The sequence below is a fragment of the Paenibacillus sp. SEL3 genome (genome assembly GCF_054602585.1).
In genome coordinates, this window is record NZ_CM137725.1 from 2,992,673 (window position 1) to 3,009,210 (window position 16,538).

14 protein-coding genes and 2 riboswitches are annotated in these 16,538 nt (G+C 48.6%); of the genes, 1 reads left to right on the plus strand and 13 read right to left on the minus strand.

Going from position 1 to position 16,538, the window contains the following annotated elements; genetic code table 11:
* Positions 1–2 precede the first annotated feature (2 nt).
* The 13 genes from ACYCS5_RS13850 to ACYCS5_RS13910 all read right to left on the minus strand — a co-directional run bounded on the left by ACYCS5_RS13850 (position 3) and on the right by ACYCS5_RS13910 (position 14,434).
* A complete protein-coding gene (locus ACYCS5_RS13850; protein ID WP_165145665.1) occupies positions 3–812 on the minus strand; it encodes a transporter substrate-binding domain-containing protein in 810 nt (269 codons plus the stop codon).
* Positions 813–999: 187 nt separating this feature from the next.
* Complete coding sequence (gene nikE / locus ACYCS5_RS13855; RefSeq protein ID WP_039271913.1) at positions 1,000–1,809, minus strand: nickel import ATP-binding protein NikE; 810 nt, start codon at positions 1,807–1,809, stop codon at positions 1,000–1,002.
* Positions 1,810–1,847: 38 nt separating this feature from the next.
* Complete coding sequence (locus tag ACYCS5_RS13860; protein ID WP_165145662.1) at positions 1,848–2,672, minus strand: ABC transporter ATP-binding protein; 825 nt, start codon at positions 2,670–2,672, stop codon at positions 1,848–1,850.
* A gap of 20 nt (positions 2,673–2,692) precedes the next feature.
* Positions 2,693–3,523, minus strand: a complete 831-nt coding sequence (gene nikC / locus ACYCS5_RS13865) for a nickel ABC transporter permease subunit NikC (protein ID WP_080658671.1) — start codon at positions 3,521–3,523, stop codon at positions 2,693–2,695.
* Positions 3,523–4,467: a nickel ABC transporter permease subunit NikB gene (gene nikB / locus ACYCS5_RS13870; protein WP_165145659.1), complete on the minus strand. Its 945-nt coding sequence runs from the start codon at positions 4,465–4,467 to the stop codon at positions 3,523–3,525. Before nikB (ACYCS5_RS13870) ends, nikC begins: the two co-directional genes overlap by 1 nt.
* Positions 4,468–4,513: 46 nt before the next feature.
* Positions 4,514–6,139 (minus strand): nickel ABC transporter substrate-binding protein, encoded by a 1,626-nt coding sequence (nikA, locus tag ACYCS5_RS13875; RefSeq protein ID WP_459761223.1) that lies wholly within the window; start codon positions 6,137–6,139, stop codon positions 4,514–4,516.
* A gap of 158 nt (positions 6,140–6,297) precedes the next feature.
* On the minus strand, positions 6,298–7,074 hold the full coding sequence (locus ACYCS5_RS13880; protein WP_165145653.1) for an ABC transporter ATP-binding protein: 777 nt from the start codon (positions 7,072–7,074) through the stop codon (positions 6,298–6,300).
* On the minus strand, positions 7,071–7,988 hold the full coding sequence (locus tag ACYCS5_RS13885; protein WP_165145650.1) for an ATP-binding cassette domain-containing protein: 918 nt from the start codon (positions 7,986–7,988) through the stop codon (positions 7,071–7,073). Before ACYCS5_RS13885 ends, ACYCS5_RS13880 begins: the two co-directional genes overlap by 4 nt.
* A complete protein-coding gene (locus ACYCS5_RS13890; RefSeq protein ID WP_165145647.1) occupies positions 7,988–8,803 on the minus strand; it encodes an ABC transporter permease in 816 nt (271 codons plus the stop codon). Before ACYCS5_RS13890 ends, ACYCS5_RS13885 begins: the two co-directional genes overlap by 1 nt.
* Positions 8,804–8,817: 14 nt before the next feature.
* Positions 8,818–9,747, minus strand: a complete 930-nt coding sequence (gene nikB / locus ACYCS5_RS13895; RefSeq protein WP_165145644.1) for a nickel ABC transporter permease — start codon at positions 9,745–9,747, stop codon at positions 8,818–8,820.
* 15 nt (positions 9,748–9,762) lie between these two features.
* Positions 9,763–11,343, minus strand: coding sequence for an ABC transporter substrate-binding protein (locus tag ACYCS5_RS13900; RefSeq protein ID WP_459761224.1), 1,581 nt, complete (start codon positions 11,341–11,343; stop codon positions 9,763–9,765).
* Between the two features lie 217 nt (positions 11,344–11,560).
* A riboswitch (cobalamin riboswitch) is annotated at positions 11,561–11,758 on the minus strand.
* 757 nt (positions 11,759–12,515) lie between these two features.
* A complete protein-coding gene (locus tag ACYCS5_RS13905; protein ID WP_029518809.1) occupies positions 12,516–13,823 on the minus strand; it encodes a nucleobase:cation symporter-2 family protein in 1,308 nt (435 codons plus the stop codon).
* Positions 13,817–14,434 carry a xanthine phosphoribosyltransferase gene (locus tag ACYCS5_RS13910; protein WP_069012276.1) on the minus strand — a complete coding sequence of 206 codons (618 nt, stop codon included), beginning with the start codon at positions 14,432–14,434 and terminating at the stop codon, positions 13,817–13,819. Before ACYCS5_RS13910 ends, ACYCS5_RS13905 begins: the two co-directional genes overlap by 7 nt.
* A gap of 181 nt (positions 14,435–14,615) precedes the next feature.
* Positions 14,616–14,719: riboswitch (purine riboswitch) on the minus strand.
* A gap of 329 nt (positions 14,720–15,048) precedes the next feature.
* Between ACYCS5_RS13910 and rhaB the strand changes: the two genes are divergently transcribed.
* A complete protein-coding gene (rhaB, locus tag ACYCS5_RS13915; protein ID WP_459761225.1) occupies positions 15,049–16,530 on the plus strand; it encodes a rhamnulokinase in 1,482 nt (493 codons plus the stop codon).
* Positions 16,531–16,538: the final 8 nt, after the last annotated feature.

Sequence of the window (16,538 nt, forward strand, 5' to 3'; positions counted from 1 at the left end):
TATTACTGAGGAATAAATTCCCCGCCTGTCCATTGTTCAGACAATTTTTTCAGTGTTCCGTCCGTTTTCAGCTCTTTAATGATCGGGTCGATTTTAGCTTTCAGCTCTTCGCCCTGCTTATCCTTTTTGAACACCAGGTTGATGTTATCGCTTTGCACCGGCTCGCCCACAGCTTCCACCTGCAAACCTTCCTTCTTGATCGTTGCCGCCGCCATAACCGGATCATTCACATAAGCGTCCACTCGGCCATTTTGCACGTCTTGAAGGTTATCGGACGAAGTACCTGTATCATTATATTTCAAAATAATTTTATTCCCGTTCTTCGCATTATACTGTTCCAGCAACTGTGTGTAGGAATCACCTACCGAGGCTGCTACCTTCTTGCCTTCCAAATCCTTGAGGGAATGAATATCCGTTCTACCCTTTTTCACAATAATAACCGACTGAGCCGAGAAATAGGACTCATCCGAGAACAAATACTTTTTCTCACGTTCAGGATTTTTGGCAACTTCATCTGCGATCATCTGAACTTTATTCGAATCCAGTGCAAGGAATATCGCATCCCAGCCCGAGGGTACAAATTCAATCTTATAGCCGTCCAGCTTCTTGTCGATCTCCTTGACTACTTCCACATCGTATCCGGTCAGCTCGTTTTTATCATTCGTAAAAGCAAACGGCGGGTAGTCATTTTGTGTGCCGACATAGATGACTTTATCCCCCGATGCCGCATCCTTCGAGGAACATCCACTCAAAGCACCCGTTAATAACACAAGAGATAGGCCAATCGCTGCTACCAAAGCAGATTTCTTCATATATGACATCCCCTTTTTTAATATCCAAGTAATTTACTATGATTTTTTATTATAACGGGTTATTCAAATAATACAACAAGTAAATTTCATTTCAATTATTTATCTGAGGATTTTGCAAAAATCCCATAACGACTTTCAATGAACAAGATATATGTTGCACAAAAAAAGGACCCTTGCGGGTCCACTGTTATCCATGAAGCGGAAAACGCTCTGCTGGATGTTCCGGCAAAATGGACGAGATCAACCGTCGTACAGCCGGATGAGCAGATTCAAAAATCTGATCCTTCTCATCACAGCGCTCGATCAATCTCCCCTGCTCCATCACAGCAATGCCATCGCAGACAGCATAAGCTGCCCGAATATCATGCGTGATGAACAGATATGACAATCCAAACGAAGATTTCAGTTCTCCCAGCAGGGATAAAATGTGCATCTGGTGAACCATATCCAGACTGCTGACGGACTCATCCAGCACGATCAGCTTTGGTTTGAGCGCAATCGCCCGTGCGATGTTGATCCGCTGCAATTGTCCGCCGCTGAATTGATGCGGATATTTAATCCGATCCTCTGGCTTGAGGCCGACCCGTTCCAGTAGGCTTTCGACCGTTCTTTTTTGTTCCTGCACCGATAACCGTTCGTAATTGTCCAATGGCTCCCCAATAATCTGCCCGGCGGTCATTCGGGGGTTTACAGCAGAGTAGCAGTCCTGAAATACGACCTGCATATCCCGTCGCATTCCCCTGCGGACTTGGGGGCTCGCATTATAAATGTCCTGTCCCTGGAACAGCACCTGACCCTCCTGCGGCTTCTCCAGCCCCAGAATAACCTTGCCCAGCGTGCTTTTACCAGCTCCACTGGTTCCAAGTAAGCCTAGGCAAAACCCACTCTCTATAGTAAGTGAAACGTTAGCCAACACAGGGGGGCGTGGTTCAGAACGGCCCAGCCATTTGCGCCTTCCATAGCTATGAGTTACTTTCTTCACTTGTAGCATACGCATTCGCTCCCCTTTTGAAAGTGTGACCGTCGAACAGGCGACTAACCACCTACCTGATTCATGCCCCGAATGGACAACTTGGGTCTGACATGCAGCAGCATTTTCGTATATTCATCCTGCGGGTGATCGAACAACTGATGGACCTCAGCCTGCTCAACAATACGACCCTGCTGCATGACAGCCACTTCATCCGCCAATTGGGAAATGACGCCCAGATCATGCGAGATCAGCAAAATGGACGTATTGTATTCCGTACGCAAGCGATCCAGCTCTCTTAGCACCTGTAGCTGATTGACCACATCAAGCGCCGTCGTTGGTTCATCCGCAATAACCACTGCTGGCCGCAGGCACATCGAAATGGCAATCATGACCCGTTGCAGCATCCCGCCGCTCAACTGAAACGAGTAACGCTTCATCAGCTTGGCTGGATCGGGCAAATTCATATTTTCCAGAGCCGTTATGGCAAGATCACGGGCCTGTCGTTTGGTTAATCCAGTGTGCGTACGGACCGTTTCCATAAACTGAGCTCCGATCGTATACACTGGCGTAAAGGCACTCATCGGATTTTGCATAATAAACGCGATTTCCTTGCCTCGAATACGGCGCATCTCCTCGGCCGCCATTCCGTTCAGCTCACGCCCGTTCAGACGGACACTTCCTTCTATGTCCATCGTCTGGCGATCCAGCAATTGGAGCAACGCTTTACAAGTCACGGTTTTGCCGCTTCCACTCTCGCCAACAAGACCCAGAACTTGTCCCCTTTTCAGCTCAAAATGAGTTGGCTCCAGCAGAGACACCGTCCCTGCATCGGTTCTGAGCTTCACCTGTAAGCCGCTGACCTCCAGCACCTTCGCCCTGTCGTCCATCGTTGTAACACACTCCTGTTTTACTGACGTTTGGCAATTCCGTATCGGTCGGACAGCGCCTCCCCCAATATATTGAAGGCCATCACCACCACCAGAATCATAACCCCCGGATAGATCATTAATTCCGGATGGCTGCGGATGTATCCCGTTCCCTCATGAATCATCGCTCCCCATTCGGGGGTCGGCGGTTGGATGCCCAAACCGAGGAAAGACAACGCAGAAATATCCATGATCGCCCAGCCCATTTCCAGCGTACCAATGACCACAATCGGCCGCAGCACATTCGGAATAATATGCCGCCGGATAATGGCTCCTGAGGAGGACCCGCTGATCCTTGCGGCAGCTATAAAATTCCGTTCTTTCAGACTGACGACCATATTGCGGCACATTCTGGCATAATACACCCACTGCACCATCATTAATGCAAGCAGCACCTGCATGAGGCCCGGTCCAAAAATACCGACAATGCCCAGCACAAGCACCAAATTCGGAAACGCCATAATACCTTCACAAAACCGCATCAGCACACTATCGACCCAGCCGCCCACATAACCCGCAAGCGACCCGACCACAACGCCGATGCTAAGCGAGGACAGGAAAATTAAGGTTGCAAAGCCTAGCGAAATCCGTGCGCCATACAGCAACCGGGATAAATTGCACCGACCCAAATGATCGGTTCCCAACCAGTACTCTTTGGAAGGTCCCTCCAGCTTGTGCAGTAAACTGACTTTAACCGGATCATGGGGAGCCAGCCAAGGAGCTAGCGCCATAATAATAAAAAGAGCAGCCAGTACGACAGAGCAGACCACGATTACCTTTTGACCTTTGAACATTGTACGCAATCTTATCATCACTGCTCTGCTCGTCCCTTCGATGAAATACGGGGGTCCATATACAAATGCACCAGATCAACGAGCAAATTGCATACGATGAACAGGCATGCCGCCAAAAACACATAGCATTGTATGACGGGAATATCCCGGTTAAAAATCGCCTCCACAAAATAACGGCCAAACCCGGGCCATGAAAACACCTGCTCCACAATAATCGTTCCGGTCAAAAGTTTGCCCAGGTTCATACCCATACTTGTAATCAGTGGAGCAATGGCAATTTTCAGTACATGCTTGAGCATGATCACCCACTCACGGATTCCTCTAGTTCTCGCATACTGCACATACGTTTCCTGAAGCTGCTCCAACACACTGGAACGCAGCAGGCGCGTATATAAAGCAATCAGAACCAGCGACAGGGTTAACGTGGGCAGCACCAGATGCTGCCACGTTCCTCGCCCCTCTACAGGGAGCCAATCCAATCGAACAGAGAAAAAGAAGATTAACAAATATCCCAGCCAGAACTGGGGAATAGACGCCCCAAAATATGAAATCCCTCGACTAAGCATGTCGATCCAGCCATTTTTACGCATCGCTGCTAGCACGCCCAACGGGATACTCACTAGAATAGATAGCACCATACTGCTCACAGCCAATTCAAAAGTGGCGGGCAGCCGAACTTTGACCTCATCCCATACCGGCTTGTTGGTCAGATACGAAGTACCAAAGTCCAATTGACTGATTCTTTGAAGTGTATGCATATACTGCGTCAGCAAAGGCTGATCCAGCCCGAACTCATGTCTTTTCTGCTCCAGAATCTCTGGAGTAGGATAAATATGAGCAGCACTCAAATAGGCCTCGGCCGGATCAACTGGTGAAATATGAATCAGTGCAAAGGTAACGAGGGTGGCAAAGAGAACAATAGGAATGACCGCTACCATTCGCTTCCCGATATAGCTGATCATAAGTTGTCCTCCTATCCTGTAAACGAACGTTACCCTTCAGTTTTAACTACTTCCCGATTTCAAGCCCACCAAACGGATTTTCATCCCGATTGGCCGGGAATACAAAGTTCGTAATCTTTTTCTGATACACTGCCGTTTTCTTAATATACGAAATAGGCACAATGGCAGATTGCTCCTGAAGCGTCTTCAGAATCGAAGCATACAGCTCTTGGCGCTTGGTTTCATCTGTCGATGAGAGCGCCTCGTGTACTTGCTGATCCAGATCTTTCTTCATGGGAAGGGCGCTCAGCGTCTCGGAAATTCCGAAGCTCTTCTTGGCAATGACGTTAATAAAGGAATGCGGATCATAAGGCGCACCATAGTTATACCAGAAGTACAGATCAAACTGGTTGGATCTAAGGCGCTTAATTTGAACCGTCAGCTCCAGTCCGGTCAGGTTCACTTTGACACCCAGTTCTCCCCATTCGGCCTGAATGGTTTCAGCCATCGCCTTTTGGATTGGATCGGTTTTATCAAAAATCAGCTCAAAATCCAGCTGTTGTCCGTCTTTTTCCCGTACTGTACCGCCTGCGGGCAGCTTCCAGCCAGCCTCATCCAGCAACGCTTTGGATTTTTCCACATCATAGCCAACAGGCTGTAGGTTTACATTCGTATACGGATAGTTTTTGGATAAAACCGTATCCGCTTTTTCCTCCAGCCCTGAAGTCACACCTTCCACCATTGCCTGCTTGTTAAAGCCATGCTGGAGGGCCAGACGTACCCGAAGGTCTGCCAGCTTGGGATTGGACGAGTTGAGCAACAGACTTCTTGTTCCGACAGGCTCGGACAGCGTGGTAACATACTGATTCGTGTCGCGAAGCTGTTTGAAGGCATCCAGACTAATGACACCCTCTCCATAAATCAGATCCAGGTCGCCTTTTTCAAAGGCCATCACACGGGTTTCGCCATCGGGAATGATTTTGACCGTAATTTTATCCACCTTCGGTGCAGTACCCCAATAGTTCGGATTACGCTTAAAGGTTGCATACTCATCTTGCTTGTATTCATCCAGCATCCAAGGTCCTGTACCTACAGGTTTCTTGATTCCTTTGGACGTATCTCCATCATCCGGGAACCCAGCTTCACCCAGAAAACGGAACGGACGAACGACAGACAAATCCTGAAGCACTGGGTAGTATGGCTCTTTGAGCGTCATTCGGAAAGTGCTGTCATCTACAGCTTCAGTTTTGTCGAGAACGCCTACTATACCAAGCCAGCTGTGTGTTTTCTCATTTTTCATGATAGCGTCAAAGTTCTTTTTGACAATGGCCGCATTAAATAGTGTCCCATCCGAAAATTTTACACCTTTGCGCAGCTTAAACGTATATGTCTTACCGTCCTTGGAAATAGTCCAGGATTCAGCCAAAGCAGGTTCCAGCTTGCCTCCTTGCTTGTAGCTGACTAACGGCTCATAAACCATGGATTGTGCAAAAAGTTGGGAAGGATTGTATACATGAGGATTCATCGTGCCAATGTCACGCGGCCACGATAGCGTGATCGACTTTTCATTGGCAGCTCCGTCAGTAGAGGTGGATGCAGGTATGTTCTCCTGCTTTGCGCAGCCCAAAACAACGGATAATAAGAGGAGCGCCACCAACATAAGGGTAGCAGTCTTGCGGTGTCGAACGGACATCAATGTATTTCCCCTTTTCTATATATGTGATAATGATTATCATAATCATATTTAGAATAGGTATCACGCTCAATTTTGTCAACACTATTCGACAAGCAACCCTCTTATTTCTTTTAAATTTGTAGAATGAGGATTTTGAAAAACCCTAAACTTATGGCTTAATTCGCCAACGTTTGAAACAGAGTACGCGTGTACTCATGCTGTAACAAGTCTTCATCCCATTCCCTAAATATTTCCACAATCTCCCCCTGAACCATGACGGCAACCCGGTCACAAAACTGACGAGTAGATGGGAGATCGTGAGTGATAAATAGGTAGGACAACTGACGTTCCACCTGCATTCTCTTGAGCATGTCCAGTACAGAAGACTGCGTTGTCGTATCCAGATTGGCGATCGATTCATCGAACAAGATAATATTTGGCTCCACCGCCAAAGCTCGGGCAATACATACCCGCTGCTTTTGCCCGCCACTCAGCTGAGCTGGGTATTTTTCCAGACTGTCAGCCTCTAATCCTACCGATTCCAATAGAGACAGACAAATATCCAGCGCCTGCGGCTTTCGCTCAGGGAAATAGTTGTGGATTGGCTCCATTAAAATATCTCGAATGGTCATACGGGGATGCAGCGAGGAGGACGAATCCTGTGCAACCAACTGGATTCGCTTGTACAGCTGAACATCCTTCATCTTTCCGGTGTGAATGGGCTGTTCATCCAGCCAAATCTCTCCTGAGGTCAACGACTCCAGCCCCAGAATACATTGTGCCAGCGTGCTTTTGCCACTTCCACTTTCTCCAACCAGTCCAAGACATTCTCCTTGTCGTAGCTCCAGACTCACCTTCTTCACGGCCTGTTCGCTATCTTGCGTGCTGAACCAACCTTTTCTCCGTTTGCGGACAGGGTATGTTTTGGTCACATTCTTCAATTCCAGCATCACTGGTGCATCCTTCCTTCCAGGCTCATCTCCAACACTCGATCTGCTATGCGACTCATACCTTGGCGATCATGTGAGATCAACAATATGGTGAGATCAAAGTCTTCTCTCAACTGTCGCAGCAATGCCAAGACCTTGTCGCGGTTGATCACATCCAGCGCCGTAGTAGGCTCGTCGGCAATAAAGAGGCTCGGACCGGAGCTTAGCATGGCAGCCAGTAGCACCCTTTGACACATGCCTCCACTTAGTTCAAAAGGATATGACGACAAAATATGCTCAGGATCTGCAAACCCTACCTTGCAGAGCAGAGAGCGCAAATAGGCCTCCCGCACTGGAGTAGCGCCTCCTCTGGCTATTTCAGAGGCACGGCTCAGCACCTGCCGCATCCGTGACAGCACGCTCAGTGGATGGACTTGCTGTGATGCAGTGTGGGATGGGGTAGCATCAGCGTGCCCCAGCTCCATCTGGTCTTGCGGCATCCAACGCCGCCCGTGCAGTCTAAGCGTATCCATCAGCTGGGCGCGGACAGTCCGGATCGGGTTTAACCCGCTCAGCGATTGTTGAATGAGCAGGGCAATATCCTCTCGGCGCAGCCTTTGCCAGCGCCGTTCCTGGAACGGGAGAATGTCTTCCCCGTTATAGTAGATACGCCCATGCGTAACACCGATACCTGGCTCCAGCATGCCTGCGATTGCGTGAGCGGTCAGGCTCTTGCCGCATCCGCTCGGTCCAGTCAGGACCACAATCTCCCCTGAATATATGGAAAAGCTCACATCACGCAGCAGTGGTTTGCTCCCACTTCTGCTTGCTCCTACGCCTGTGCGGCAGATTTCCAAATGTTCCACGTGTAACAACGGTTTTCGACCTGCCACTTGTTCTATCGTATCCTTGCCCCCAAGGGCTGTTTGATCCTCCACTATTTGGCCGCCTCCTTTTCCGAAAAGCGGTCACCCAAAAGCTGGCAGGCAAGTACGAATAGCATAATCGCCAAGCCTGGGAAAATCATGACATGCGGAGCCACCTGAAAATATGAGGTGGCATCATGCAGCATCACGCCCCACTCTGGCTTAGGCGGCTGTACCCCCAGTCCAAGAAAGGACAGCCCAGCGATCATCAGCACCACGCGTCCGATATCCCATACCGCATAAACCAACAACTGCGGCAACGCTTGTGGCAATACATAACGACTCAGTATACGTACGTGTGAATTGCCGGATAAACGGGCATACCGAACGTAGTCCTCCTGACAAGCTTTTTGAACCAGACTACGGATATATCGGACATAGCCCGCCCACCGTACCGCAATAATGGCAAGGGTCATGTTAACAAAACCCGGACCCAAAATACCGACAATTGCCACTGTTAAAATAATATCAGGAAAAGCCAGTACGCCGTCGATTCCCCGCATGACCAGCTGGTCCACGCGTCCGCGCACATAACCAATAAGCAACCCTATAGGCAGACTGAAGCACAACGTAGCTACAGTAATTGCACATGCGATTAGCACGCTCGTCCGAATCCCGTAAATGAGCCGTGACAGCACATCCCGACCCAGATGATCCGTACCGAAAGGGTATTTCCGACTAGGTGGTGCCAGGCGGTTCAAAAGGTCCACTTGGAGAGGATCATGAGGAGCGACCCATGGAGCTAATAACCCAAGCAGCACGATCAGACCAAACAGTAAGCCCCCTGCCAGCAAGCCTCCTTTAAAGGGAAGCCGTATCTTTTTCATTTTCAGCTTCCTCCTTAACGCAAACGTAGCCTCGGATCTATCGCCGTCTGGACCACATCCACCAAACACTGAACTCCTACAATTAAAAATACGGCGAAAATAACATACCCCTGAATCACCGGATAATCTCGCTGTGTAATCGCATCTATAAAATACTTGCCCAACCCCGGCCATGAAAAAATGGTCTCTACAATCACATTACCTGCCAGCATAAATGATAGATTGGTACCTAGCAGTGTAATTATAGGCAGAACCGCATGCCTAAATATCTCAAAAAACAGGATATGCAAACGTGAAAAGCCTCGAGCCTTCGCTGCTTTCACAAAATTCCGGTCACCCAGCTCCAGCATTTGAGCGCGCAGTACGCGTGCTTGCACAGCTCCCAAACCTGCGCCAAGAGTCAGCGCTGGGAGCACTAGATGTGTCCAGTCCTCCCTTCCCATGGATGGGAGCCAGCCCAAGCGAACGGAGAATAGATAGATCAACAGAAAACCAAACCAAAAAGAGGGGATCGACGATCCCAGCAGGGCGAACAGCCTGCCCAGACGATCCAGTGGGCCGCTGATTTTTAGCGAGGCAGCCAGCCCCAGCCCCAGCGTAAGCACCGTCATGACGGCGAAGCCCGCAGCAGCTAGCTCCACAGTAGCAGGAAGTCTGTTCCACAGTTCGGCTAGCACCGACTCCTTGGATACATACGAAGTGCCCCAATGCCCTGTGAACACATCCCGCAGCCAGTTCACATATTGAATATGAAGCGGTTCGTTTAAGCCCAGTTCCTTTCGTAGCGTCGTCAACGCCTCCTCAGAGGCAGGGATATTATGCGCGGTGAGCAAAATGGTAGCAGGGTCTCCAGGGGCCAGCCGCATCAGTACAAAAGTCAGCGTGGACACCACGAATACAATGATAAGCAGCTGCGCCACACGTTCCAGTATAAAACGAATCATAGGATACGCAGCTCGTTATTCCGCAATATCGGATTGCGCTGTAATGTAGTAATACTCGATCGGATGGGGTGTAAAACCCTCCACCCCTTTTTTCACACCAAACACATTATCAGGATGCACAATGAACGACTGTGGCAAATCCGTATTGATGATATCCAGCGCTTGTAGTGTCACAGCATTACGCTGCGCTGTATCCTTCGCCAGCTTCAAGCTGTTCAGAATACTCTCTAGCGGTTTGGAACTATAACGGCTTACATTGGCTTCGCTTTTCGAAGAATAAAACATGTCCATAAAATATTGCGGCTCTCCTGTATGAGCAGTAAGCATACTGTACATAGCAAAGTCCCAATCGTTTTTGGTCAACGCCTCGTCGATATTTTCCACCTTGCGAATCTTGACCTGGATTCCCTCTTTCAGCAATTGGCTTTGGATGACCTCAGCCATAACAGAGAGCTCCGGACGCTGAGGGAAAGTCAGCAGCGTAACCTCGAACGGCTTGCCTTGCTTAGTCCATGTCCCTTGGGCGTCCTTCTGCCAGCCATCCTTCGTCAACAGTTGCTCTGCCGTTCCGTCCAGCGCTTTACGCTCAACTTTACCGAAGGGAAGAATGCTCGGGAACGGGCTGCTTGCCTCCGTACCGAAGCCCCTCATGACGGCGCTCACAATCGATGCGCGTGGAATCAGGCTGTCCACCACCTTACGGTTCGCCGCATCCTTGAATACTGGCGATTCCATATTGTACACGATCATATGGGTGCGCAAGGACGGAGCTGACAGTACTTGTAACTTGTCGTTCTTTTTCAGTACCTCTGCGTTATCAACCGGAATATCCGTCGCTACGTCCACCTCGCCGGATTGCAGCGCCATCAGGCGCGAATTCCCGTCCGTAATGAACTTCATCGTCGCTTCAGCTAATCGTGCCTTCTCGCCCCAATATCCGTCATAACGCTCTACGACCAAGGATTGGTCCTTGTTGAACGCTTTGACTTTAAAGGCGCCTGTCATCGCTGGGTAACTCTGTTCATCTTTCATCGATGCCACATCCAGTACAATCGTCGATGGATCAGCTAGATTAGACACCAACGCCGCATTCGGCTGGTTTGTCGTGATCTTCAAGGCCAGCGGGCCGCTTACATCAATGGACTTCACATTCAGTAAATCCTTCGCCAGATGGCTTTTCTCAATAGAGCGTAACAAAGACGCTTTTACACTTGCTGCATCCATACTTTTTCCATTATGAAAAGTGACTTTATCCTGCAAGCTGAACGTCCAAACTGTAGGGCTATCCTGCTTCCACTCCTTTGCCAGCCAAGCCACAGGCTCCAGCTTTTCATTCAAACGTACCAGTGTCTCACCTGCACCGGATCGCATCACATCCCAGCTATTATCTCCATGCGGGTCAACGCCTGACGGTTTCCATGTATACGCCATTACCAGCTTTTTATCTGTCGCTGTTTGTTGTGCTGACGCGTTTTCACCCTTGCCGGAGCTATCCGACGTCCTATTGCTGGCACATCCCGAAAGAGCCATAACTGCCAGCAGCAGCATCACCCCTGTACATATCAACCATGAACGCCTACTACGACTGCTTATCATTCGATGAATCCCCCTCTATCTTGTAAAATCGCATAAACCTAACGCAAAACGCGAAAAAAGCATTCCAGACCACTTAATTAGCAGTCAGAAATGCCTTCAATATAAAATGTCAGAACTCACCTCGAAGCCAACTCCAAAAACATAGAAGGGATCAGATCGGTTTCAGACATTCCGTATGCAGCACGCCTAACCACCTCCCCAGCATCCCGTGGGTCTGACAGTGATGTCAAAACAGGCAGGTCTCCTGACTCCAGGCGTATCTTTCAGGCCTTCCCGGTTCTTCACAATTCCAGTGGCTGTTCTGAAAGCTCCAGCAGTATCCTGCTGATGCCTGTATACAGTGGCGGGCCCGTGTCGGAATCAACCGAACTTCCCTTTTAAGTGAACATGCTCAACAACTATGTACATCGTCTCTACGAAACCCCATACATAGAGTTGTCCGGCTCACACCTGTTTTCTTCCTTTATTTCTTTTCATTACGATCTTATTTTGTTGTCACAGGCTTGTCAATAAAGGCTGCACAATAATTTAAATTTGAACGATAAGGTAGAAACAAGACATAACCTCCAATTGCGTGCACGCAATTGAAGTGTTAAAATTAGGTATAGAGTAAACCACCGTGTCCGTATACTAAAAAGAGTCTTCGCCGCGCCAACGGCAAAGACTCTTAGGACTTGAAAGGCTGTGGATCACCACCACGGCGCGCTGCATAACTAAATGTCAATGCAAACGAAACCCACCGTTAGGGGCCAACCTAATTACGCGGTGGGTTTTCGCTTGTTCCGAAATTTTCGACGTAGCCAGCGATAAAGTTTACGAATACTAAACGCCAGGCTTAGTAACGTAACCATCCAACGCAACACATCGTAGCACGACACAAGGTTGACCATCGGCTTCACCCCCTTTCGGGAAGCTGCACCGTGGTCCGAAAACATCCACCACTATTCAAAATCCATAAGGTAAATTATACCATGATATCGCCCGCTGCTCTAGCAAATTCTTCTAGTAAGTAAACTGGAAAACGCACCAAATTAGAGCTACCCATTTCATTCCGCAGTTTATCTATATATCCCCAGACAGCAAGGGGATCTACTATCTGGATAACCCCATGCCAAACAGCCGGAAAAGAGGCATACGTCCTCTCTCCGGCTATCTTTATTTATTTCTAATCATCAAACCTTCTGTGGAACCTCCTGAACCGTCACGCTTTTGACCGATTCCCCTTGTTTTCTCGTCAAAACGATGTTCAAGACAATCGCTGTAATCGAGCCCGAAACAATACCATTTTGCAACAACATTTTGGCAAAGCTCGGCAGCTGGTCGAACATTTGTGGCAGAACGGCAGAACCTAGGCCCACAGCAATACTGCATGCTGCGATCAGCAGATTGCTTTCCTTTCGCAGATCCACTTCTGACAAAATAGACATGCCTGATGCAGCGACCGAGCCAAACATGACGATCATCGCCCCGCCCAGCACAGCGTTAGGAATCACTGTCGTTAAAGCAGCCAGCTTAGGCAGCAAACCGAGAACAACCATGATACCGCCCGCAGCAAAAATAACGTTCCGCGATTTGACGCGTGTGAGCGAGATCAGACCCACATTTTGCGAGAAGGCTGTATAAGGAAACGCGTTAAAAATACCCCCAAGCATAATCGCAAGTCCTTCCGAACGGAGTCCATTGACGATCTGCTTTTGCTCTACCTTTTGATCAATCGCCTTGCCTACTGCCAGATAAACACCCGTAGACTCGACCATGCTGACAATATTGACGATAATCATCGTACAAACTGCCATAATGCTAAACTCTGGCTTACCAAAATAAAATGGCTGCGCAACACTCACCCATGACGCATCTGCCACGGGAGCAAAATGCACCATTCCCATCGCATAAGCAACCACCGTGCCTGCAAACAGACCGATGAGCACGGAAATCGAGCGCATAAAGCCCTTTGCCAACCGATTCACAAGCAGAATAACCAATAATGTAACCAGCGCCAGCAGCAAATTACGCGGCTGTCCAAAATCCGCGCTGCCCTGGCCACCTGCTACATTGTTCATCGCCACCGGAATAAGGGATAGACCGATAATTGTAACGACCGAACCCGTAACGACCGTCGGGAAAAAGCGTAGCAGCTTGCCATACAGCGGTGCCGCAAGCACCACGAATATACCAGACAAAATAATGGCACCGTACGCTGTCGCCAAATTTGAGGTCGAAGCAATCGCGATGATAGGCCCTACTGCCGTAAACGTACAGCCTAAAATGACAGGCAGTCTACTACCGAAAAAGCGTGTGCCCATAATTTGTAATAACGTAGCAATCCCGCAAGTGAACAGATCGGCAGCCACCAAATAAGCCATCTGGGCTGGAGTCAGGTGCAATGCTCCCCCTACAATTAGAGGTACAGCAATGGCTCCAGCGTACATCGCCATGACATGCTGGAAGCCCAGTGCGAATAACTTTTGTTTACTTAACATCCCACATTCTCCTTAACAGGAGCAATTACTACGCCAGCTTCCTCTATAAAATCGACCTCGCCTGGTGCCATGGAAGCGATACGCGCAAGAGAACGTACGGCGATGCCTCTTTGCTCCAACAGTCCACGGCCTTCCTGGAAGCTCTTCTCAATCACACAGCCAACCCCGGCCAGCTCCGCTCCTGCTTCCTTTACAATATCCGTAAGTCCGACCAATGCTGCACCAGTTGCCAAAAAATCATCTACGATCAGCACATGGTCGCTGGCATCAAGGTATTTTTGGGAGATACTCACCTGATAGGTTTCCTGCCGAGTGAACGAATGAACCTCTGCGAAGTATACCTGCTCATTCAGCGTGATGGCCTTCTTTTTCTTCGCATAAATGAACGGGACCCCCAAGGCAATAGCAGTAGCCATTGCAAATTGAATACCACTAGCTTCAATGGTAAGCACCTTGGTGATCGGAGCACTGCCGAACAGGCGTGCAAACTCCTTACCAATCTCTAATGCTAATGCTGTATCTACCTGATGATTCAAAAATGAATCCACCTTTAATACGGTGTCAGATAAAATTTGTCCTTCTTGACGAATACGTTCCTCCAAAACTTTCATTATGCGAGTATCGCTCCTTCTGTACTTTAAAATAGTGAGGATTTTGCAAAATCCTGAACAGTAAAACCTGCCAAAACCAAAAAAGGACAGGCTCCCTTGAGTTGTTTCTCAAGTGAAGCCTGTCCTTGGGGTTATAATCCCTGACGGATTGGCGCACAAATAAATGCCCGCATTCATCCGAAGCCGATGCGCTATCACTCATAGTCGGACGATTACAGTGGTCATCCGGTAGAAACTTTTGGGCCATATCCCCAATATTATACGAGTCATATGAAATTGATATCTTGTATACTACACCCTCTGGCGGACGGTTTCAAGATTATTTTTCATACAGACAGCGGCTTTTGGAGAACCTTCCACAATTGGAATATCGTAAAATCACATCGACCTTTGTTGAAGGTATATATATAGTAGAAAACAGATGTTAAAAAACAAAAATACATACAAAACAACACTTAATTTTAATTATTATTTCAAATACAAAAATAAAACCACAAAATAGACTTCCGTTTCTGTTGACTGTAAAGAAAAACGGAAGTAGTATGGAGTTAGTTAAGAAAACAAAAGGCAGACTTTCAGGCTGCCCGTATTTTATCCATGCAAGGAGATTGGATATGAATAATTATCTTGCTGTTGATATTGGAGCTTCAAGCGGTAGGCTCGTAGGTGCAACTCTGCAAGGTGACCAACTACACTTGCAAGAGCTTCACCGTTTCAACAACTCCTTTACCGAAAAGGACGGGCACGATTACTGGAATATCGAGGAACTATTGAATGAGATTATTCAAGGCTTGCAAAAAGCTAAGCAGAAGGGGATTCATTCCTGTACGCTCGGCATTGATACATGGGCTGTAGATTACGTGTTACTTAATAAGAAAGGTAACCGCATTCATGAGGTATACGCTTACCGGGATGCACGTACCCTCCACGCACCCGACAGGCTGCATCAGCTCATCAGTCGAGAGGCTGTGTATGAGAAAACAGGCATTCAGGAACTAAACTTTAATACCCTGTATCAACTGTTTGTCCATGATCGGGAACAGCTTGCCCAGGCGGATAAAATATTGATGGTCCCTGATTATCTGTACTATCGCCTGACAGGCATCATGACCAATGAAATCACGAATGCGTCCACGATGCAGCTTCTCAACGTGAACACCCGAGAGTTTGATGAAGACCTGCTGTCCCTGCTCCAACTGCGGCGCAATCAGTTTTCAGAGCTTGCCGAGCCTGGGCGGGTTCTGGGTTCTCTTTTGCCGGAGCTTGTTCAAAAATACGATCTTCCGGACTGTCAGATCATTCTTGCGCCTACTCACGATACTGCATCGGCCGTTGCAGGTGTTCCGTCACAGCGGGAAGAATCTTGGGCTTATATTAGCAGCGGCACGTGGTCACTACTGGGAATGGAACGATCCGAAGCCTTGAATACGAAGGCAGCCATGCAGGCGAACTACACGAATGAGTGGGGCGCTTACGGTACGTACCGTTTTCTGAAAAATATTATGGGATTGTGGATGATTCAGGAGGTCAGAAGAGAAGGGGGCTGTGCACATAGCTTTGCCGAATTGGCCCAACTGGCCTCAGCAGAAGCACCGTTTGTCAGTCTTGTCCTCTGTAACCATTCATCCTTCTTAAACCCGGATAGTATGACCCTTGAAATCCAGCGATTCTGTGAAGAAACAGGCCAGCCCATCCCCAGGACGCCGGGTTCACTTGCCCGCTGTATTTTTGACAGTCTGGCCTTAAGCTACCGCGATGCCTTACACGAACTGCAACGTTTAACAGACGAAACGATTACCAGATTGCACATTGTCGGCGGAGGCGCTAACAACGAATTACTATGTCAGCTAACCGCCGATCTCTTGGGAATTGAGGTTCAGGCAGGTCCTTCCGAATCTACGGCCATCGGCAATATTGTCGTGCAATTAATTAGCTCTGGTGTTCTTGAGAATCTCAAGGCTGCTGGCCGAACCATCGCCCGCTCCTTTCCGACTCGGCTATATGAGCCACAATCGGTGGAAGGCGTGCAAGAACTTTTGGATCGCTGGGAGCAGCTTAAGATACAAGCAACATCCTCTATTCACATATCTCAATAAAGGAGTAA